Origin of the sequence: Bradyrhizobium sp. 6(2017), assembly GCF_011058295.2 — a bacterium.
Lineage (GTDB): Bacteria > Pseudomonadota > Alphaproteobacteria > Rhizobiales > Xanthobacteraceae > Bradyrhizobium > Bradyrhizobium septentrionale.
The window spans coordinates 5,443,732-5,465,092 of record NZ_CP049289.2; the positions used below are offsets into that span (position 1 = coordinate 5,443,732).

The window sequence follows — 21,361 nt, forward strand, 5'->3', positions numbered from 1 at the left end:
CTCAACGAGTTCACCCACCGGATCATTGTGAACGGCGGGAGAGTCGCGGCTTACCCGCAACAATTCCCGGCTTGCATTGGCGGGCACGGGACGGGCCGCAGGATGGGCAGGTCAGTTCGGAGATCAGCCGTCGTTCCGTCACGCATCCGAATATGCGGTGTTGGTGGCTAGTGCGAAACCCCCGCCCTGCCCTTCATCGCCGATGGCTCATCGCCAAACAAAAAACCCCGGGCCAAGGCCCGGGGTTTTCGAGGTCGCTTGGATTAAGCGAACAATCAGTAACGCGCGACCATCGGGCCACCGAACTTGTAGTTCAGACGGCCGAGCACCATGTCGGTGTCGCCACCGGTGCGGAAGCCGGTCACACCGATGCCACCAGGAACGACGAACGTCGCATCGTGCGTGTCTTCGAAGATGTGGTTGTACTCGACGCCGAGCGACCAGCCCTGGGCGAAGGCGAACTCGAGGCCAACACCGACCGTCGGGCTCCAACGGGTGTCGTAGCCAGTTTCGGACGCCAGCGCGCCGCCGGGAGCCAGGAACTGGTAGTTGCGATCGGTGACCGCAGCACCGCCCTTGGCGTACAGCAGGACGTTGTTCCAGGCGTAACCGATCTGACCGGTGAACAGGCCGAACGCATCCATCTTCGAGCGAACGACGCCGCCCGGGACGACGAGGTTGCCGGTGCTGCCCGAGACGTCAGCCCAGTTGCCCTGAGCTTCCAGACCGAACACCCAGCCGCCGGTCTGCCAGCGGTAGCCGACCTGGCCGCCGACGGTGCCGCCGTTGGCGTCGAAGCTGCCGACGGTGCCGAGACCGGTCACCGAACGGTTGTCGTGGGCCTGGGCCCAACCGCCGTTGATACCAATGTAGAAGCCGGTCCAATCATAAACAGCGGCAACCATGGGCGGCGGAGCCTTGGTGTAAGGGCGAGCCGCGAGGTCAGCCGCGGAAGCAGCGGTCGCGCTGAGCGCGAGCAGGCTGGCGGTGACAAGCAAAATCTTCTTCATTTTTCCCGTTCCAACTTTTCTACAGGGCCCCCAAGGCCGCGAGACACCGTCATAGCAGCCTCGAACAGAATTGCTGTAACTTCGCTGCAACAGGGAGGCCCAAACGACTTCGCTCAAATTTGAAGTTAATACTGTATTACAAGCACTTCTTGGAACTTTTGCCACATACCTGCCGCATAATCTTCACAATTCAAACCTGCGTGCAGAATTCCCAGCGTAAGCCCTCGCAAGCGGTGTTGACCGGAACCGGCTTGTTCGATTTGGATCGTCGCCGAGATCGAATCTTCGCAGCAAAGGAATGCACATGCGGACGATGATTCTTGCTGCGGCATCTGTGGCCGCGCTCGCGACCCTGGGGACTTTACCCGCGCATGCCGTCGGCGTGCGCTACCCGTTCTGCATTCAGGGCGATCGCTATCCCGGTCTGAGCAACTGTTCCTACCCGTCCTATCAGGCGTGCCTGGCCACCGCCTCGGGCATCGGACAGAACTGCATCGCCAACCCCTACTATGCCGGCGACAACGACCCGCGCTCCTATCTGAACGTGTCGCCGCGGGAGCGGCGCGACGACGGCAATTTCTTCAACCTGTTCTTCCACTGACGGCCGATCCGGCAAGGCACGGGTGCGGGAACGTTAATTGATGCACGCCCGGGCAGATGCCCCTTCACGCGCACGCTCCAGCACGAGCGTCGCCGGCGCCTTACCGACAGGAGATCTCTCGATGCGCAGGCTGATTCTGGCACCGTTGGCCATACTGTTGGCCTTGGAGGCAGTCGCGATCGCGCCGGCCAACGCGCAGAAGTACGATTCGACCTCGCCGGTCTGCAAACGCAACTACCGATGGGGCGGTGAGGACACCGACTGCGGCTACACCTCGATGGCGCAGTGCCAGGCCTCGGCGTCCGGCCTGGCGGCGATGTGCATCGACAACCCCTATTATGCCGGGCCGCCGATCGACCGTCGGCCGATGGAGCCTGGCAGACGGCCCCGCCCGGTCTATTGAGGTCTGAAGCCTTTTGCGCAGCGCTTGAAGCGAAGGCTCCAGCCTCTTGTTTTCACGCGATTTCTTTGCGCGAACCGTTGGCCGCTTCGCTCCGAAAGGCGTTATTCGAGCTCGACGATCTGTCCGTTCGTCAGCGACACCCGGCGATCCATCCGCGCGGCGAGATCCATGTTGTGGGTCGCGATCAGCATCGCGACCCGGGTCGCCTTGACGAGTTGCATCAGCGCGCCGAAGACGTGATCGGCCGTGCCGGGATCGAGATTCCCGGTCGGCTCGTCCGCAAACAGCACCCGCGGTGCATTCGCAACCGCGCGCGCGATCGCCACGCGTTGCTGTTCGCCGCCCGAGAGCTCGGCCGGACGATGAGTGATGCGGTCGCCAAGCCCGAGATAGGACAGGATCTCGGTCGACCGTTTCACGGTCTCGGAGCGCTTCAGGCCCCGAATCATCTGCGGCAACATGACGTTCTCGAGCGCCGAGAATTCCGGCAGCAGCCGGTGCTGCTGATAGACGAAGCCGATGTCGGAACGGCGAATCTGGGTGCGGTCGACATCGGACATCTGCGAGGTCGGTGTACCCGCGACATAGACCTCGCCGTCATCGGGACTCTCGAGCAGGCCCGCGATGTGCAGCAAGGTCGACTTGCCCGATCCGGACGGCGCCACCAGCGCCACCGATTGGCCGGGCCACAGCGCGAGCTTGGCGCCGTTCAGGACCGTCAGCGTTGCCTCGCCCTGCCGGTATTCCCGCTTGATGTCATGAAGATAGACGACCGGTACGTCTTCCGCCCCCTCCGCCATGTGCCCGCCTCACTCGTACCGGAGCGCATCGACCGGATCGAGGCGCGCGGCGCGCCACGACGGGTAGAGCGTCGCCAGGAAGGACAGCGTCAGCGCCATGATCACGACGGCGAGCGTCTCGCCGAAATCGACTTCAGCCGGCAGCTTGGAGAGAAAATAGAGCTCCGGCGAGAACAGCTCAGTGTTGGTGAGCCATGACAGGAACTGCCTGATCGATTCGATGTTCAGGCAGATCAGCATGCCGACAGCGAAGCCGGTCAGCGTTCCGACCACGCCGATCGAGGCGCCGGTGATCAGGAATATCCGCATGATCGAGCCTTGCGAGGCGCCCATGGTGCGCAGGATCGCGATGTCCTGCCCCTTGTCCTTCACCAGCATGATCAGGCCCGAGACGATGTTGAGCGCGGCGACCAGCACGATCATGGTCAGGATCAGGAACATCACGTTGCGTTCGACCTGCAGCGCGTTGAAGAAGGTCGAGTTGCGCTGCCGCCAGTCGACCAGGAAGACCGGCCGGCCGGCCGCCTCCGTCACTAGCTTGCGATAGGTGTCGATCTTGTCCGGATTGGTGGTGAACACCTCGATCGAGGATACGTCGTTGTTGCGGTTGAAATAGGCCTGCGCCTCGGCCAGCGGCATGAAAACGAAGGTCGAATCGTATTCCGACATGCCGATCTCGAACACCGCAGTGATCTTGTAGGGCTTGATGCGCGGCGTAGTGCCCATCGGCGTCACCGCGCCCTTGGGCGAGACCAGCGTGATCATGTCGCCGGCGTGCAGCGAGAGCTGGTCGGCGAGCCGGCGGCCGATCGCAACGCCCTGCCCTTCATCGAAGCCCTCGAGCGTGCCCTGCTTGACGTTCTTGGCGATCGAGGTGAGGTTGTTGAGATCGTCTGAGCGAATGCCGCGGATGAACACGCCGGCGGCGTTGAATGGCGACGAACCGAGTCCCTGCCCGTCCACCACGGGCGCGGCCAGGCGAATGCCCTGCACCTGGCTGATGCGGTCGGCGACGTCCTTCCAGTCGGTCAGCGGCGATTCCAAGGGCTGCACCAGAAGATGTCCGTTGAGGCCGAGGATCTTGTCCAGGAGCTCCTTGCGGAAGCCATTCATGACGGCCATCACCACGATCAGCGTGGCGACGCCGAGCATGATGCCGAGGAACGAAAAGCCGGCGATGACTGAAATGAACCCTTCCTTGCGGCGTGCGCGCAGATAGCGTCCGGACAGCAGCCATTCGAATGGCGCAAAAGGCCGGGTACGGAGTGGCTCGTTCATGGTCTCATCCATCTGTCGATAATCCCATGATTCGGACCAAATGTGGCCGGATTACCCCGTCGATAAGCGCGGCGTGAATAAACTTTAACCCGCGAGCTTCGCGAGCACGTCGGCGGGGCTCATGTTGTCGCGTGACCCGTCGCTGCGGCGCTTCACCTCGACCTTGCCGTCGGCCAGCCCCTTCGGTCCGACCAGAATCTGCCAGGGGATACCGATCAGATCGGCCGCGGCGAACTTGGCGCCGGCGCGCTGATCGGTGTCGTCATAGAGCACGTCGACGCCCTTCGCCGAGAGATCGCGATAGAGCTGCTCGCAGGCGCCGTCGACCGCGGCATCGCCCTGCTTGAGATTGAGGATCGCAACGCGGAACGGCGCGACCGCCTCGGGCCATTTGATGCCGGCGTCGTCGTGACAGGCCTCGATGATCGCGCCGACCAGACGCGACACGCCGACGCCGTAGGAGCCGCCATGGATCGGCACGTCGACGCCATCGGGTCCGGCCACCATCGCCTTCATGGTGTCGGAATATTTGGTGCCGAAATAGAAGATCTGGCCGACCTCGATGCCGCGGGTGTTCAGTCGCTTTGCTTCAGGCACTTCCTGCTCGAAGCGCGCGGCCTCGTGGACGTCTTCCGTCGCAGCATAGACCGAGGTCCACTGCTTGATGATCGGCGTCAGGTCGCCGTCATAATCGACGTCCGCGCCCGGCACCGGCAGGTCAAGCACATCGCGGTTGATGTAGACGCCGGACTCGCCGGTCTCCGCGAGCACGATGAACTCGTGGCTGAGATCGCCGCCGATTGGGCCGGTCTCGGCCCGCATCGGGATCGCCTTGAGGCCCATCCGCGCAAATGTGCGCAGGTAGGCCACGAACATCTTGTTGTAGGAGCGCCGCGCGCCGGCCTCGTCGAGGTCGAACGAATAGGCGTCCTTCATCAGGAATTCGCGGCCGCGCATCACGCCGAAGCGCGGACGCTGCTCGTCGCGGAACTTCCACTGGATGTGATAGAGGTTGAGCGGCAGGCTCTTGTAGGACTTGACGTAGGAGCGGAAGATCTCCGTGATCATTTCCTCGTTGGTCGGTCCGTACAGAAGCTCGCGCTTGTGACGATCGAGGATGCGCAGCATCTCCGGGCCATAGGCGTCGTAACGGCCGCTTTCACGCCAGAGATCGGCGAGTTGCAGCGTCGGCATCAAAAGCTCGAGCGCGCCGGCGCGGTCCTGCTCCTCGCGAACGATCTGCTCGATCTTCTTCAGCACCCGGAAGCCGAGCGGCAGCCAGGCATAGATGCCGGCCGCCTCCTGCCGCATCATGCCCGCACGCAGCATCAGCCGATGCGAGACGATCTCCGCCTCTTTCGGGTTTTCTTTCAGAATGGGCAGGAAAAACCGCGACAATCGCATGGCGTTACTCGGGAATCAGGAAAGCGTGGGAAGAGTTGCAGTGAAACCGGATCGGGTGTGAAAACACAAGGGCCGCCAAATGACAAAAGCCCTTCAAATCAGGCTATTTTCGGCCATTTGAACGAATTGCGTCCCGCCGACCTGCCCGGCGCGCTGATCGTGCGTTTACCTGACCTCGAAATCGTCTTCCAGCGTCACTTTCTTGAAATCGGTCACCAGGGCATCGATCTGCATGTGCCAGCGGCCCGGGACCGGCAACGGCACCTTCTTCACGTGCCAATAGCCGTCGGCACCCAGCACTGCGCTACGTTCCATCGGCTCGATGCCGCGATCAGGCAGGCTCAGCGTCAGCGTCGCCTCCTTGGCCACGAATGGGCTGGCATCGCCATTCATCAGCTGCAGCACAAAATCGTTCTGCCCGACCTTGCCGGGCGCGATCAGCACCTGGAACATCGCCGCATCGGTGTGGATGTGAACCGCGAGCGGAACGTCGGTCGACATCGCCAGCGCGCGCGGCGGCGGCGTGAAGCGCCAGAGCGCGACGAGGCCGAGAATGGCGATCATCAGCACGAATTCGAGCGCGATCGAGCGCTGCAGCGGCCGTGTGCGGTGGAATTCGCGCGCGATGGCCGGCGTGAACACCAACCGATTCAGCGCAGCGAGCCCGAGCAACAGCAACACCAGCACAAGTTTCACCAGGAGGATGTTGCCGTATCCGGTATCGATCAGCGCGCGGAAACTTTCGATCTGGACGACGGCGAGTGCGAGGCCCGACAGAGCGATCAAGGCGACGACCGGCACCGCGATCGTCGAAAAACGCTGCAGCACCCGCAACAGCGAATCCTTGCGCTGCCAGGCCAGCACCGCCAGTGGCGCCAGCGCGCCCATCCAGAAGGCGAGGCCAACGCCATGGATGAACAGCGCGGTCCGGGTCAGCCATTGCGGAGGGGCGGTGGCGGCATGGCCGCTGACCGCAAATGACAGCCCGACACAGATCATTGCGATCGCGGTGCGCACGAAGGCCGCACCGAACGACGGGCTGCGCCAGGCAATCGCCGCGATCAACATTGCGGCGATCGCGAGCAGCATGGCAGGAAACAGGCTGGTGCCGGCGGCGCTGGCCCACGCCGCCCATGTCAGCATGCCTGAGAGGGGCAGGTTCAAGAGGTCGACGCCCTGCAAGCCAAGCGAGGCGATCGCGCCGACAAGGCCGATTGCAAGCGACCACATGATCAGTCGTTCGCCGGCCGGGCCCTGCCCGATCCAGGCGGCAAAGAACACGCCGCCGACGCCGGCAAATAGCCCCAGATAGAGCCCGAGCCGCGCCAGCCACACCAGCGCGTCGAGCACGCCGTCGCCGGACGGCGCTGCCGAGCCGGTGACGGCGCCGATCGAGAACAGCAGCGAGCCGGCGACCGGGTGACCATCCTGCGAAACCACGCGATAGCTGATCACCTGCGTGCCCTGGGGCAAATTCGCCGGCAGCGTCACCATCACCGATTGATCGACGGCGCGGATCGCGACGTCGCGCGGCTTGCCCGCAGCGTCGAGCAGACTGACCGCAGTCGGCGCCACCGCTTCGTTGAAACGGAGTAACACCGTCTTCGGCGCCTCCGTCAGCACGCTGCCATCGGCCGGCTCGGCGGCGATCAGGACGGCATGCGCATGGGCCGAAGTCGCAAGGCACAGCACCACGAGCAGCGCGGCAAGATTTGCTGAGAGGCTTGCTGCAAGGCTCGCGACCTGCCGCACGGCTTATGACTTCGGCAGCAGCTTGACGCCGGGCGCCGGCGTCTTGCTGCCACGCTCGTGCCCGACGCCCTGCCCGTCGGCCGGGATGTCGATCCAGCGGCTGACGCCCTGCTCGCATTCCTGCACGACCGGGAAGTACAGCGTGGTGTTGGGTTTCAACGTATCGGTGAGAAACGTCTGCATCACGAACTCGTCGTAGTTCTGGTCCGAGAGCTTGCCGCCGCTCCAGGCAACTTCCTTCACGCCCTCAGAGAGCCTGGCACCGTGATAGTCGTATTGCGCGGCGTATTGGCCGGTGACCGTATCGAGGGTCCAGCCAGGCTTCGGCATCGGCTTCACCCCGATCACGCCTTCCGGAATCTGCACACGGAGCTTGATCGTTGCCGATCCCGCGCAGCCATGCGGCACGGCGAACACGGCCTTGTAGTACGAACCGACCGGCGCCTGCTTTCCTTCCAGCGTAATATGGGCGATCGCCGGCGACGCTGCGAGCAGCGCCACCGTAGCAACGAGGAGCGTGTGTGACCGCATGACTCCCTCACATCTTCTTCATCATCATGTGGCCGGAATGGTCGTCACCACCAGGCGCCTGCGCGCCGACGGCCTGCACGTCCAGCGAGACCGAGACCTTGCCGGCCTTCTCGAATTCGAGCGTGACCGGCACCTTGTCGCCCTGCTTCAGCTGACTCTTCAGGTCAAACATCATCAAATGATAGCCGCCGGGCGCAAGCTTCACGGTCTTGCCGGGCTCGATCGTCAGCCCCTTGTCGAGCGCGCGCATCTTCATCACGCCATTGTCCATCGACATCTCGTGGACTTCGATCTTGCCGGCAACCTCGCCCGAGCCTGACACCAGCCGGTCGGGCGTCGGGCCCTTGTTCTCGATCGTGAGGTAGCCGCCGCCGATCTTGGCGCCATTCGGCGTTGCCCGCGTCCAGGCCTGCGTGATCACGAGGTCGCCGGCCTTGACGTCCTCGGCGCGTGCGGACGTCGACGCGAGTGTAGCAGCCAGCGCTGCGAGAGCGAGGATGCGGGAGATCGTCTTCATGGCGGCTGATTCCTTTCAGGTTGAAGTCGTCGTGTTATCGGATTGTTGCAGCCTGCGCGTCAGACCATTTGTTCAAATCGGCGATTTCGGCCGATCCTTCGATCGTCGTGACGGTTCCGTCGCGGGCAATCAGCATGGTTCGCGGGATATCGCCTTGCCAGGCCGGATCAATCTCAAATCTCAATCGTTCGGCGAAGCCGTCGTCAAAAATCCAGTTCTCGGCCGAGCCGAGTCCAGCGTGGTCCAGCATCGATCGCGTCGCCTCCGGCAGGTTCGGAACCAGATCCGCGCTGATCGTGACGACGTCAATATCAGGATGATCCTTCATGAACTGGCCGAGCTGCGGCAGCTCGACCTTGCATGGTCCGCAGGTGACACCCCAGAAATGCACCAGGGTCGGATGGCCGGCATGCGCATGCAGCAGCTTCTGCCAGCTGCCGCGTTCGAACGGCTTTGGCGCGCCCTCGCCCGCCGCCAGTGCGGACGACAGCGTTGCGAGCAGGATAAAGGCAGCGAGCAAATGACGTTTCATGGTTCGCCCTCGATCGCTTGAAAATGGTAGCCGTCGGCCTTCGTCATCCACGACAAATAGGTCTGCCGACTGTCCGAGACGAGCAGCGGATGGTCGGAGCTGTCGGCGGCGTCGGCGATATCAGTGGGCTTCGACCATGTCGCTCCATCGTCGTGCGATGTCATCAGATTGATCGATGTCTTCCGCCCGTCGAACTCCTTCCAGGCCATCACAAGACCCTGCGGCCCTGCGATGATCTGCGGCCGTGACGGGCTTCGGTTCGGCTGACCAACGGGGAGCGGATCGGAGAAGGTTTTGCCGCCGTCGCGCGACCGCGCGTAGAACAACCCTTTGCGGGCCTTGCCGTTGGTGTACCACGTCACGTGGTAGGTTCCTGCGGGCGAAATGGTCAGGCTCGGACCGTGGTGCGGACATGCCGCGATCTGCCAGTCGTCGCGGCTCACCCGATGCACCTCGCCGGGGCTGGCCAGATCGGTGAAGGTCACGATCGCATGGTCGCGCACGCCGCCTTCGAAAATGTTCCGGAACACGACCACCGGATGGCCTGCCCCATCGAACGCCAATCCGAGACGGCAGCATTCGCAGGTGTTGTCGGCCACGAGCCGCGCACCGGAATAGGTCGCGCCACCGTCTTTCGATGCAGCGAAGAACAATCCGGCACCGTCATACTTCTCGCCGCGCTGCTGCGCCGGCACGCGGTTGCGCTTGTCGAGCCAGACCGCGAACACGGCGCCGGCAGGATCGAAGCCGATCGCCTCGAACCGCTGGCTCTCGTTGTTTGCCGTGATCGGCTTCGGCGGATCAAAGCTGCGCCCGCCATCGCTCGATCGCGTGGTCAGCACCTGGCCGTTGAAGGCCTGATCGCGGAAGGTCGAGAAGGCCAGCGCGATGTTTCCCTTGGCGTCGATCGCCAGCTTCGGCCGCGCGTCCGGTCCCCAATCCAGGTTGAGCCGGTCCCGGGTCACCTGCACCGGCGCGGAAAAGCTCTTGCCTTGATCCCTCGAGCTCGCGACGGAGATTTGGCCGCCGGCCATCCATGCCAACCACAACGTCCCATCCGGCCCAAAGGCGGGAGTGACCTTGGTCGCGCAGCGCAACACGGTCTCTTCGCACGCCGCTTCGGAGGCGTGCTGGTGGCTCATCTGTGCATTGGCAAGGTTCGGCAAGACCACAAGCATGACCGTTGCCAGCACCGCCAGAGCCACAGGTTTGCGATATGTCATCCATGCGCCCCTCACTTGAACGCAATCCTCATGCCTGCCACGAAGGCGCGTGGCGATCCGGCATAGATCGAGTTGGTCGTGTTCGCCAGTACGCTCGCGGGATTTTGAATGCCGCCCGCCGTCACCGAGTTCGCGATATTGTTCGCGGAAGCGATGTAGGTCCGGTCGAACACGTTCCGCACCTCGATGTACAGGCTCAACGCCTTGAAATAGTCGGAGACGAGATCGGTCTTGTAGTGCAGGTTGAGGTTGACGAGCTCGTAGCCCGGCGCCCTCAAGAGATTGGCGTTGTCCATGTAGAAGCTGTCCTTCCACTGGACCTCGACGAACCCGCCGAGTCCCTGGAGCGGACCTGACAACTGGTCGTAGCCCAACCGCGCCGTGAGCTCGTTCGGCGAAATGCCGGGGATCTTGTTGCCGGCGCGATTGAAGCTGAAGACCGCGCCGTTCGTGATGTTCTCGACATATTCGGTGTAGACCTCGTCGAGATAGGTGTAGGCGGCCGAGAACCGCCAGCCCGGCAGGAACTTCCAGTCGGCGGCCAGTTCGACACCACGATGCTCCGACCGTGGCGCATTGAACGTGTACGAGATGCCCGCGAGCGGCGTGGCCTGGGAGACCAGTTCGTCCTTGAAGAACTCGTAGAACCCGGTGGCGCTCAGCTTGACCGCGTTGTTCGGCGTCCAGTCGGCTCCGACATCGTAACCGAGGTTCTTTTGCGTCCGCAGCTGGGTGTTATTGCCTGACGTGCCGTCCGGCAGGATGAAGAGGTTGCTGACTTGCGGTGTGCCATATCCGGTCGCCACGCGCCCGCGGAATTGCCACTCGCTGTTCAACCGGTAGAGCAGTGCAAGTTCAGGCGCGGTGTTCTGGAATTGCCGGTCCGCTGTCGTGATCGCCGTGGTCGTGGTTCCGGCAGCGCCCGCGTAGCTATAGGCGGTGTTTCGCCCCGTGAGATTGGTGGTCTCCCAGCCGATACCGGCAACGGCCGTCAGCGCGGGGGTGAGCTTCAGTTCCTCTCGCGCGCGCAGACCGTAATTCGTCGTCGTGCTGAACAGGTTGCTGGACAGGCTTCCAAGCGTCGCATTTCCGCCCGGCATCACATTGCGGGTATCACTCGAAGCCGTGAGCGTATTGTAGAAGCCGCCAAAATAGGTCGTCGAATCCATCCCGAACAGTTCGCTGCGCCTGACGACGTCGCTCATGTAGTTGTAGGACGGGAAGTCGCCGATCGCGCTCGTCGATCCCGTCGGCTGGCTGATATTGCGGTCGTCGAAGACAAACTGGTTGCGCCAGGTGGTCTGGTTGTCGAAATCGTGCTCCCAGCGGCCACCGACGATGGTGCGGCGGTCGTCGCGCCCGAGGCCCGCCTGGACCGCCGTTTCCTTGTCGGTCCCTGCCGCCGAATTGAAGCCATTGTTGAACAGGGTAACGGTTCCGCATCCCGGCGCGGCCGTCGCTCCGGTAGTGCAGCCCTGCTGGAACGGGTTCTGGTTGAACTGATTGAGCGACGAGCGGATCGGCAGGCGTGTCGTCAGGTCGTTGTTGATGAGCTTCACCGTGAAACGGTCGTCCGGCGTGACCTGCAGCGTGCCGAGGAAATTGACGGTCTGGGTGTTGAACCAGCTGTTCCCGATATAGCCGTCGCCGCGGACGTCACTCGCGAACAGCGAGCCCTCGAAATTGCCGACCTTCTTGCCTGCGGCAAGATAGTTGTTGAGATAGCCGAAGCTGCCGCCCTCGACGCCATACTCGACGCCGTCGATCGTGCCGCCCGGCCGGGTGCGGAAATTCAGCGCGCCGCCGGTCGCGTAATTGCCGTAGAGCGCCGATGACGGCCCGCGGATCACGTCGATCGCGCCATAGGCATGCGGATCGATCAGATCGGTGCGCGACAGACCGTCCGGCTGGGTGACCGGGAATCCGTCATCGAAGATGACGAGGTTGCGGATGCCGAAGCCGTTCCGCGCATTCGATCCGCGGATCGAGATGCCGAAATCACGCGGGCCATTGCCCTGCTTGATCGAGATGCCGGGACTGTCGCGCAACACGTCGGCGACGGAGAACGCCGGCCGATTGTCGAACTGGCTGCGGTCGATGGTGGTCTGGGTCTGGCCCGTGGGCGCCCGGTTCAAGCCGTCGCGGATCGCTGCGAGCGTCTCGCCCGGCCTCGCGCCGCCCGCTGGGGCCGCGGCCACGGTCGGCGCTGTCGCCAACTTGGGTGGCCGCCGGACGGATGCCGCTCGAGCGCGCGGCTTGGGCCCTGCCGGTTTGGCACGCGCCGCCGCCGCGGGCGCCTCGACGGTGACGGAGGGCAGCGCCGTCTGGGCCTTCGCCCAGCAGGTGATTATGGAAAGGGCCGCGCCCAGCATGAGCGCACTGGCCCCGCCGTGCGGTTGAAGCCGAAACATGGATGGTTCCTGACACCGGCTCTTCGGCCGGCTTGTTCAAGGGCACTCGCCGGCGCAGGACGCGCACCGGCAGCGAGAACGTCGTCAGGAAAACAGCGGTGGCGCGCGGGCTTGCGCCGAGAGACCGGCCGGCGAACGATCGCGTTCGCTGGCGAAATCGAGCCATACGATCAGGCGCGGCAGGCGTTCGACGGCCTGGGCGGCAACTTGCGGGTTATCAACCGGCGCACCGGTCTGCAGCACGCTGCATACAGAGCAACAGCCGTCATGGGCGCGGTGACCGGTCTGGTCGCCCTGCCCGGTGCCTGAGTCGGCATTGCCGTGGCAGATGGTGGCGGCCGCGAGCGGATCGGACGCGGCAGGGCTCGCCGCCCAGCAGGCCCCGATCGGTGCAAAAATCTGCACCAACAGGGCAACCAGGACTATGGGCAGAAAATTGTTCAGCCGCCGACGCATCGCAAAACCCATCCGGAACGGAACTAACCACCACAGGTGTCGAAAGTCGAGATCGCGGACACCAGCCGTTTCTTCCGGCCCACGGAAATCACCCAGCGTGACACTTGCGTCACGGCTGCGTCCGGCTGTTTCGGACGTAGCCGTATCTCCTTACCCAGCCACGTGTTTTCGGACCACTTTCGCAACCGGCAGTGGCACCATGCCAATCATTTCGCAAATTGATCGAAATTTGAACAATCGTTGCCGAAAATGGTGACAAGCCCAGAAAGATGGTCTACCAATTCGGCCTCAGGCCAGCCGCGAGGTGTGTCCTGGTGGTCCAAGTCTCGGGAGGAGCCCGACGCGCACAAGCAGCGTCACCCCATTAATCAAGATCAAATCGAATTCTTGGGGCAAATAGGGTCGACACAATTTTTGGAGCAGGGCTTGGAGCCCTGCTCTTTTTTTATGTGATGATCGCAAAGCGCTATGACTCCATCAGCCAATCCAATCGAACGCAGCTTCGAACTCGCAGCCGCGGCTTGCGATGATCTGACGCCGTCCGTTTACCGACGCCTGTTTCGCGAACATCCCGAAGCGCAGGCGATGTTCCGCACCGAAGGCAGCGAGCCGGTGAAGGGCTCGATGCTGTCGCTGACGATACAAGCCATCATCGATTTCGCCGGCGAGCGCCGCGGACATTTTCGCCTGATCGAATCGGAAGTGTTCTCGCACGACGCCTACGGAACACCGCGCGAACTGTTCGTCGCCTTCTTCGCCGTGATTGCGGACGAGCTCCGCGAAATTCTCGGCGAGCAATGGTCCGATGAGATCGATGCTGCGTGGCACAAGTTGCTCCGCGACATCGCGGCCGTCGTGCAGCAGAAACATCTCGTGGACGACAGGGCGTAGCGTCACCGTTCCGATTGTGACACACTCCCTTTATCCGCGGCGCGTGCAACTGACGCCGACGGAGAGAAAAAATGAAGAGGGAGCAAGCAATGTCAGGGATCGACAAGGGGATGGACAAGGCGTCGACGACGCGGCGCGACCTTCTGCAATTGGCGGCGGCCGGTGGAGCTGCGGCAGGATTGTTCGGCGGAATGGGCGTGACGTCTGCGCTCGCAGCCGAAATGGGCCGCTCGGAAAAGCCGCTCAAGGCCGCATTCTCCAACGCCGGACTGCAGGCGACGTGGTGCGCGCAGGGCAAGCAGGCCGCCGAGTTCTGGGGCAAGCTGTTCAATGTCGAAGTGACCTGGTTCGACGGCCAGCTCGACGCCGTCAAGCAGCGCGCCGCGATCGACAACATGGCTTCGCAGAAATGGGATTTCGTCGCGATCCAGGCGTTCGGCATCGGCACGCTGACCCAGCCGGTGCAGAAGATGATCGACGCCGGCACTCCCGTGATCGACATGGACACGCTGATTGCGCCGCTCGACCAGATCAACGTCCACTCGTTCCTCGCGCCCGACAACGAGTTCATGGGCGCATCGGTCACGCAGGCGCTGTGCAACGCGATCGGCGGCAAGGGCAAGGTCATCATGACCCAGGGTGCGCTCGGCCACACCGGCGCGCAGGGCCGCGCCAAGGGCTTCAACACTGTCATCAAGCAGTTCCCGAACATCGAGGTGCTGGATACCCAGCCCGCCGACTGGGACGTCTCCAAGACCGCCCGCCTCTGGGAAACCTATCTGACGAAATATCCGCAGATCGACGCGGCGTTCTTCCACAATGACGACATGGCGCTCGCCGCCTACAACATCATGAAGGCGCGCAACCGCACCAACATCCTGATCGGCGGCGTCGACGCCATGCCGCCGGCGATCCAGGCGGTCAGCGAAGGCCGCATGTTCGCCACCGTCCGCAATCCGTCCTGCCGCATCCATGGCGGCGCGATCGTCGCGGGTGTCGCGGCCGTGGTCGGCGGCGAGAAGAGCGGCCAGGGCATTCCGAAGAATGTCGTGACCGACGGCCCCGTCGTGACCAAGGCCAACGCCGCCGGCATGCAGTGGATGGAGGATCACTTCCTGATCTGAGCGGCCCTCATGTCGCAGGGACGTTCCCCGATCCTCGAGTTGAACCAGATCACGAAGGCCTTCGGCGGTGTCGAAGCCCTTCGTGGGGTCGACTTCGCGCTTCACGCCGGCGAGATCCATGGTCTCGTCGGCGAGAACGGCGCCGGCAAGAGCACGCTGATGAAGATCATCGCCGGCGTGCATCCGGAGTTCTCCGGCCGCTTCATGCTGGACGGCAAGGAGACCCGCTTCCGCTCGACCCGCGACGCGCACGCCGCCGGCATCGGCATGGTGCATCAGGAGCTCAGCGTCGCGCCCGATCTCACGGTCGCCGAGAACGTCTTCCTCGGCAACCAGCCGACCAACCGCCTCGGCGTCGTGCAATGGCGACGGATGGCGCGCGAGGCCGGCGAGCAGCTGTCGCGGTTTGGCATCGACGTCGATCCGATGACGCGGCTCGGCGACCTGCCGATCGGCCTCCAGCAACTGATCGAGATCGCCCGCGTGCTGTTTTCCGGCGCGCGCATCATCATCCTGGACGAGCCGACCTCCGCCCTCTCTCCGCCCGAGGTCGAACGCCTGTTCACGACGCTGCATAGGCTCCGCGACGAAGGCACCAGCATCGTCTTCATCTCGCATTTCATCGAGGACATCCTGCGCGTCTCCGACGTCGTGACCGTGTTCCGCAATGGACGGAAGATCGCCGAGACCGCGTCTGCCGACACCACCAAGGGCGCCCTGATCGAGGCCATGATCGGCCGCGGCGGCGAGGCGCTGGAGCACAGCTACACTGACGACCTGATGCTCCCGCAATCGAATGGCGGCGCAGTGGTGCTGAAGGTCGATCAACTCTCGCTCGGCCGCAGCCTGAATGACGTCTCGTTCGAGGTCCGCTCCGGCGAGGTGCTCGGCATCTACGGCTTCATGGGCTGCGGACAATTGGAGCTGTCGCGCATCCTGTTCGGCAAGCTGAGGCCGGACGGCGGCACGCTTGCGGTTGATGGCTCGGCCAAAACCTTCCGCAGCACCGCGGCGGCGCGGCGCGCCGGCGTCGCGCTGGTGCCGGAAAGCCGCCGCGCCATGCTGTTCCACCAGGAGCCGGTCTACAAGAACATCTCGATCAGCGTCCTCGAGCGGATCTCGGCGCTGCTGCTCAGGCCGATGCGTGAGCGTGCGATCGCGCAGCGCCAGGTCGAGCAATTGCAGATCCGGCCGCCGGTCGTCGGCCTCGACCTCGGCATGCTCTCGGGCGGCAACCAGCAGAAGGTGGCGCTGGCGAAGTGGCTGACCTATCCGCCGCGTTTGCTGGTGCTGTGCGAGCCGACCCGCGGCATGGATGTCGGCGCCAAGAACGACGTGATCAACATCGTGCGCGATCTCCGCGCCAAGGGACTGGCGATCATCGTGCTGTCGACCGAGCCGGAGACGGTGCTGTCGCTGGCCGACCGGATCCTGGTGCTGAAGCGCGGCGCGGTGGTGCGCGAATTCGCTGGCGAGGCGGTCAGCAAGGACCGCCTGCTGGAAGCGGCTTAGAGCATGGTCCGGAAAAGTGCGAAGCGATTTTCCGATTAGACCATGCTCAAATAACTGGAGAAAGCGCGATGACCAAGTCATCGCGCTTGATGGAGTGGGATAATGGCAAGCAGCGATAGCGCGACGAGCCCCGCCGATTACAAGCGGCCGCGCGGGCTGGGGCCGTTCCTGCGCTCGCAGATGCGCAACATCGCACCGTTCCTGACGCTGATCTTCCTCAGCGCCTTCTTCGCGATCGCGAGCCCGTCGTTTGCGACCATCGACAATCTCGGCAACATCCTCACCCAGGTGTCCGTCACCGGCATCATCGCCGTCGGCCTCACCTTCGTGATCCTGTGCGCCGAGATCGATCTGTCGATCGCCAGCATCGCCAATGTCACCGGCATTGCGGTGGCGTACTTCACGCTGCAGGAATCCTACGTCAACATCGCCAACGTCCCGATGCCCGGCTTCGCCGCGATCCTGCTGGCGCTGGTGCTGTGCGCGCTGCTCGGCCTCGTCAACGCGCTCGGGCTGACGGTGATTGGCATACCCTCCTTCATCATGACGCTGGCCATGATGCAGATCGCGGCCGGCGTCTCCGCGCTGCTGGTGCGCGGACAGATCGCCTACAAGGTGCCGGGCCTGATCACGACGCTTGGCTCGGGCTCGATCGGCGGCATCCCCTGGATCGTGATCGTCGCCGCCGTGATGCTGCTCGGCGGCCATCTGGTGCTGACCTACACCCGGTTCGGCCGCTACGTCTACATGGTCGGCGGCAACCGCGAGGCCGCGGAATTTGCCGGCCTCAACGTCAAGCTCATCCTCGGCAGCGTGATGGTGATCTCGGCGGTGTGCTCGGGGATCGGCGGCATGCTCGGCGTCGCGCATTTCGGCAGCGCGCAGCAGAACGAGTTCGACACCTATCTCTTGGATTCGATCGCAGCCGTGGTGGTCGGTGGCACCAGCCTGTTCGGCGGCCGCGGCGGCATCGGCAACACCATCGTCGGCCTGTTCGTGCTCGGCGTGCTCAACAACGGCCTCGACCATGTCAATATCGACAGCTTCCTGAAGATCCTGATCCGCGGCCTGATCCTGCTCGCCGCGCTGATCATCAACGTCTATGCGCAGCGGCTGCGGGAGCGGACGGCGGAGTAGGCGCGCGGCGTCGGTTTGTCCGACTTCGTCAGTGCATGCGCGATGAGGTTGCACGCGCCCTCTCCGCTTGTCGTCCCTGCGAAAGCAGGGACCCATAACCACAGGCTCGTGTTGTTGAAGCGAGTTGTGGCCGCAGCCCTGCAAGCCAAATCGCATTTGTGGTTATGGGTCCCGGCTCAAGGCCGGGACGACACTGAATTTGTTGCACGGTCAGTGAGACATACGTCTTCATTCTCGCGGCGCCTTTCGCCCGAGTTTTGCATCTCGTTCCGCCCTCTCCTTGAACGGAGGGCGCAGGGAAAGCCGGGTGCCGATCGCACTCATGGGCCCCGAGCAAAAGGTAGAAAGCTCGGGGGTAGGACCACAGGTGTAACCGGAGCAATCCGGCTTTCCCTGCGCGATGGTTTTACGGCTTACTTCGTGCTCTCCCCGGCGAGACTGGGCTTGTTTGTCACCGCCTGCGCAACACGCGTTCGCATCTTGCGAGAGGACACCTGCCGCTAGGGCGTCAGGACCACACGACTTCGCCGTCCGCTTCATGCGCACTCGTCAGTTGCGCACCAAAGCGTCCACCGCATCTCACCGCACACCCGTGACGATCGCGAAGCGCCCCTCGATCGGGTGAAACGGCTGGATTCATAGCACTGAGTTGCGCTTCTGATAAAGCGAAATATTTTTGCTGCGGGGGCTTGCGCCGTCGGGCAACTCAGTGGCATGGGCACCTTCGGCGTACCAGGGCCCGGACGCCATAAAAACGTGCGGTGCCGACGGCTCGCCCGAGTCCGCTGTCCCCTCTAAAGCCGACGGATTGTTGCATAGCACCGAAACGACGCGATGGGGCCACAAGCGGCCATCAGCGACCTCCAAAGATGCAATGCTTTCGCCTCTGACAATTACCACTCCGGAGGCCGTATCGTCGGCCCGATGTCCCCAGGACCCGGCAGGCCCGGAGTCGGCGGTTGCGGCCCGTTCGGAGGCGGAAGCAAATTACCCCAGTCCGTTCGCGCACGCATCTGGTCAACCGTTGCCGTGCTGACGAAGTTGCCACCCTCACGTATCTGCCACCCGCCCCCGAGCGCCCGAAACACCGCAGTGAGGCCAAGCGGAACGTTGGCCGAGGCGCCGGCCAGGCTGTTCTGCGCTTGAAGGAGATTCTGTTCAGCGGTCAGTACGGTGGTAAATGACGTCGCGCCCTGCTCATACTGCTCAAGTGCGATCCTGAGGGCACCATTTGCCGCCTCAACGCTGCGGCGGAGATACGCGGCCTGGTTCCGGGATTGCAGATATGTTGCAAGACCGTTGTCCACCTCCTGCTGGGCACTCAACACGATGTTCTGATAGTCGATCAGCAATTGCTGGAGCTTGGCATCCTGCAAACGAATGTTGTTGGTGATTTGCCCGTAGTTGAGGAGATTCCATTGAAACGACGGGCCCGCAGCATACGCCACGCCCTTCCAACTGACGACCTGACCAAGGTTATGGCCATTGGCGGTGCTGGCCGAGCCGCCGAATGTGCCCGTAATGCTGATTGCCGGATAGAGTTGCGTCGTGGCGATTCCAATCTGCGCACTCTGCGCCAGCGCGGCGAGTTCGGCGGCGCGGACGTCCGGTCTCCGGCGCAGCAGATCCGCAGGTATGCCAACAACGACGGAGGCGGGCGGCAACGGTATCCTGCCGACTGATCGTGAAAGCAACATGCCGAGCGACTGCGGCGGAACGCCGAGCAGGACGCAGAGCGCGTTTTGTCCCTGCCGCAATTGTATCGTCAACTGGGGTATTGCCGCACGAGTCTGTTCGAGGACGTTCGTCGCCTGGAAAACATCAAGCTCCGACGTCCCGCCGCCCGTGAACTTTGCCTTTGCGATACTAAGGGCCTGCTCCTGCCTGCGGACATTTGCCCGTGCAATTCCGATCAGCTGCTCTGTGGTGCGGATACCGATATAGGTTGCGGTCACATCGGCCAGGAGCGAGACCAGAACGCCGTCGTAGTTCGCAATCGACGCCAGATACGCACCGTCGGCGGATTCGACACCGCGGCGAAACTTGCCCCAAAAATCCAGCTCCCAGGCTGCTTGCGCAGCCAACGCATCGGTCCAGAAGTACTGAGGTGTCGCATTTGGACCCGCCAGCGGTGTCGCGGCGCTGGTTCGGTTGTAGATGACCGAACCGACGCCCTGCTGCACCTGCGGATAGGTTATGCCGACGGCTATTCCCAGCACCGCACGTGCTTGCAGCACCCGAGTCCCTGCGCTCTCCAACGTCAGATTCTGGGCGTACGCAATCTGGATCAGCCTGTTGAGGGACGGGTCACGGAAGGTCGTCCACCAATGTTCGTACTCACGCGGGCCGGACTTAACCGAGCGATTGTCTGCGCCACGAAACTTTTCGGCAACCGGAGCGACAGGCGCTGTAAAATCCGGCCCGATCGTACATGCCATGGTCGGCAGGAGAAGCGTAGCAACAAGCAACCAATCAGTTGACCAACCAAGCGCGGCGCCGACATTGTGCCGCACAAACGGTGATTGGTACTGCGTCTCCAAGGCTTTCGCTCCCAACGCACGTACTCCCAACTGGATTGTATCCCTTCGTCCTTGATCTGCACGCTACGATGGCGGCTTTTCCACAGAGGGCATGACGTACAACAACCATTTCTTCATCCGGATCGTGACCTTCGAAATAACGTGCGTGGCCTTGCCCTTCTGCGTGTAGATCGCCGCCGATCCGCCTGACCCGATGGACAGCTTGCGGGCTACGGCATCGTCGGTGAAATTGATCCGTACTGCATAAAGCCCGTCAGATCCGATCCGGGCCGCGTTCGGGATTGTGCCGCTGGTTGTGAATTGCCCTCCCCCGGTTGCCGGGATCACATAGTCCACTTTTCCAAAGAACAGGCGGCCGGGATATGGGTTAAGCACCATTTCCACATCATCGCCCGGCTCCACATTCGAGAGCCAATTCTGGGGAAACACAGCGGCGACGGCGGTATCGGACACGTTGACGAATGTTCCCGCCGCAGCAAGCGGCATCGGCACAAGCATGGTGCCGATCTGCACCTGCCAATTCGTGACGTATCCATCAGCCGGCGCCGTCATCTTGCACTGTGCGAGGTTAAAGCGCGCGTCGTCCAATTGAGCTTCGATGGCAGGAACATTGCTCTGGGCCGTCTGCAAGGCCGCGGCCGCCTGTTGAGCCGAGGCTTGCGCTTGCGCGAGACCCGCTTCAGCCTGCTGAACGGCGGCGTCCGCCTCCTGACGTTCTTGCGCCGCCTTGGCTACATTGAGCTGGCTAATGGCAGCTTTGTCCGCACGCTGAATGTTGAGGGCGATTTGTTCCTGGGTCTTGGCCAGTTCGTCCGCGGCCTTCGCCTTCGCGAGGATGGCCTGCGCATTCGGTATGGCCGTTTTTGCGGTCGTCAGCGCGGCTTCGGCCTGCAATACGTTCGCCTTCGACGCGGCCAACTGCGCCTCGACCTGGTTCACCGTGTACTGGTACGGCGCCGGGTCAATTTCCAGCAGCAAGTCACCTTTCTTCACCCGTTGATTTGCCTCGGCGTGGATCGTCTTGACCTGCCCTTTGACATAAGGAACGAGCTGCACCACGTACTGGCTGGTCACCATCTTGTCCGTAATCGGTGCCGACTGCGTCCAGACCACCACGACGCCACCGATCATGAATACGCCCGCGACGATCAAGGCCGCGATGATATAGGCCGTGGGCTTGATGCGCAGGACCTTGAACAGCACGAGAACGATCGCAACGTAGACGATGATCAGCATTGC

19 protein-coding genes are annotated in these 21,361 nt (G+C 63.1%); 6 read left to right on the plus strand and 13 right to left on the minus strand.

All coding sequences use genetic code 11. The features are described from left to right. Window positions 1-275: 275 nt before the first annotated feature. Window positions 276-1,010 (minus strand): outer membrane protein, encoded by a 735-nt coding sequence (locus G6P99_RS25515; RefSeq protein WP_029080793.1) that lies wholly within the window; start codon window positions 1,008-1,010, stop codon window positions 276-278. Between the two features lie 304 nt (window positions 1,011-1,314). On the opposite strand from G6P99_RS25515, the gene G6P99_RS25520 reads away from it, so the two are divergent. Further along, a complete protein-coding gene (locus tag G6P99_RS25520) occupies window positions 1,315-1,611 on the plus strand; it encodes a DUF3551 domain-containing protein (protein ID WP_063618943.1) in 297 nt (98 codons plus the stop codon). Window positions 1,612-1,732: 121 nt separating this feature from the next. Continuing rightward, window positions 1,733-2,014, plus strand: coding sequence for a DUF3551 domain-containing protein (locus tag G6P99_RS25525; protein WP_029080791.1), 282 nt, complete (start codon window positions 1,733-1,735; stop codon window positions 2,012-2,014). Between the two features lie 101 nt (window positions 2,015-2,115). Here the strand turns inward: G6P99_RS25525 and G6P99_RS25530 are convergent, their stop codons facing one another. From G6P99_RS25530 to G6P99_RS25575, 10 genes are all read right to left on the minus strand, one after another. Further along, window positions 2,116-2,814: an ABC transporter ATP-binding protein gene (locus G6P99_RS25530; protein ID WP_029080790.1), complete on the minus strand. Its 699-nt coding sequence runs from the start codon at window positions 2,812-2,814 to the stop codon at window positions 2,116-2,118. A gap of 9 nt (window positions 2,815-2,823) precedes the next feature. Next, complete coding sequence (locus tag G6P99_RS25535; RefSeq protein WP_029080789.1) at window positions 2,824-4,104, minus strand: lipoprotein-releasing ABC transporter permease subunit; 1,281 nt, start codon at window positions 4,102-4,104, stop codon at window positions 2,824-2,826. 72 nt (window positions 4,105-4,176) lie between these two features. After that, on the minus strand, window positions 4,177-5,496 hold the full coding sequence (proS, locus tag G6P99_RS25540) for a proline--tRNA ligase (protein WP_165123814.1): 1,320 nt from the start codon (window positions 5,494-5,496) through the stop codon (window positions 4,177-4,179). A gap of 165 nt (window positions 5,497-5,661) precedes the next feature. After that, window positions 5,662-7,248, minus strand: coding sequence for a copper resistance CopC/CopD family protein (locus G6P99_RS25545; RefSeq protein ID WP_029080787.1), 1,587 nt, complete (start codon window positions 7,246-7,248; stop codon window positions 5,662-5,664). A 3-nt stretch (window positions 7,249-7,251) separates the two neighbouring features. After that, window positions 7,252-7,779 (minus strand): YcnI family protein, encoded by a 528-nt coding sequence (locus G6P99_RS25550; protein WP_029080786.1) that lies wholly within the window; start codon window positions 7,777-7,779, stop codon window positions 7,252-7,254. Window positions 7,780-7,786: 7 nt separating this feature from the next. Then, window positions 7,787-8,296: a copper chaperone PCu(A)C gene (locus G6P99_RS25555; RefSeq protein ID WP_165123817.1), complete on the minus strand. Its 510-nt coding sequence runs from the start codon at window positions 8,294-8,296 to the stop codon at window positions 7,787-7,789. 34 nt (window positions 8,297-8,330) lie between these two features. After that, entirely contained in the window at window positions 8,331-8,828 is a 498-nt protein-coding gene (locus tag G6P99_RS25560; RefSeq protein WP_165123819.1) for a TlpA family protein disulfide reductase, read from the minus strand. Further along, window positions 8,825-10,051, minus strand: a complete 1,227-nt coding sequence (locus tag G6P99_RS25565; protein ID WP_156928564.1) for a sialidase family protein — start codon at window positions 10,049-10,051, stop codon at window positions 8,825-8,827. Before G6P99_RS25565 ends, G6P99_RS25560 begins: the two co-directional genes overlap by 4 nt. Before the next feature lie 11 nt (window positions 10,052-10,062). After that, on the minus strand, window positions 10,063-12,462 hold the full coding sequence (locus G6P99_RS25570) for a TonB-dependent receptor family protein (RefSeq protein WP_029080782.1): 2,400 nt from the start codon (window positions 12,460-12,462) through the stop codon (window positions 10,063-10,065). 84 nt (window positions 12,463-12,546) lie between these two features. Beyond that, a complete protein-coding gene (locus G6P99_RS25575; RefSeq protein ID WP_029080781.1) occupies window positions 12,547-12,918 on the minus strand; it encodes a DUF2946 domain-containing protein in 372 nt (123 codons plus the stop codon). Window positions 12,919-13,386: 468 nt separating this feature from the next. Here G6P99_RS25575 and G6P99_RS25580 point away from each other — a divergent pair, with 468 nt between their 5' ends. From G6P99_RS25580 to G6P99_RS25595, 4 genes are all read left to right on the plus strand, one after another. Beyond that, the gene (locus G6P99_RS25580) at window positions 13,387-13,809 is read left to right on the plus strand and encodes a globin (RefSeq protein WP_029080780.1); all 423 of its coding nucleotides are present in this window, start codon (window positions 13,387-13,389) and stop codon (window positions 13,807-13,809) included. A gap of 89 nt (window positions 13,810-13,898) precedes the next feature. Beyond that, window positions 13,899-14,933: a sugar ABC transporter substrate-binding protein gene (locus G6P99_RS25585; protein WP_029080779.1), complete on the plus strand. Its 1,035-nt coding sequence runs from the start codon at window positions 13,899-13,901 to the stop codon at window positions 14,931-14,933. Window positions 14,934-14,942: 9 nt separating this feature from the next. Continuing rightward, the gene (locus tag G6P99_RS25590; protein ID WP_029080778.1) at window positions 14,943-16,445 is read left to right on the plus strand and encodes a sugar ABC transporter ATP-binding protein; all 1,503 of its coding nucleotides are present in this window, start codon (window positions 14,943-14,945) and stop codon (window positions 16,443-16,445) included. A gap of 102 nt (window positions 16,446-16,547) precedes the next feature. After that, a complete protein-coding gene (locus G6P99_RS25595) occupies window positions 16,548-17,582 on the plus strand; it encodes an ABC transporter permease (protein ID WP_165123822.1) in 1,035 nt (344 codons plus the stop codon). Window positions 17,583-18,475: 893 nt separating this feature from the next. Here the strand turns inward: G6P99_RS25595 and G6P99_RS25600 are convergent. Both G6P99_RS25600 and G6P99_RS25605 read right to left on the minus strand, forming a co-directional pair. Then, window positions 18,476-20,122: an efflux transporter outer membrane subunit gene (locus tag G6P99_RS25600; protein WP_245284661.1), complete on the minus strand. Its 1,647-nt coding sequence runs from the start codon at window positions 20,120-20,122 to the stop codon at window positions 18,476-18,478. A gap of 63 nt (window positions 20,123-20,185) precedes the next feature. Continuing rightward, the gene (locus G6P99_RS25605) at window positions 20,186-21,358 is read right to left on the minus strand and encodes an HlyD family secretion protein (RefSeq protein WP_051346208.1); all 1,173 of its coding nucleotides are present in this window, start codon (window positions 21,356-21,358) and stop codon (window positions 20,186-20,188) included. Window positions 21,359-21,361 lie beyond the last annotated feature (3 nt).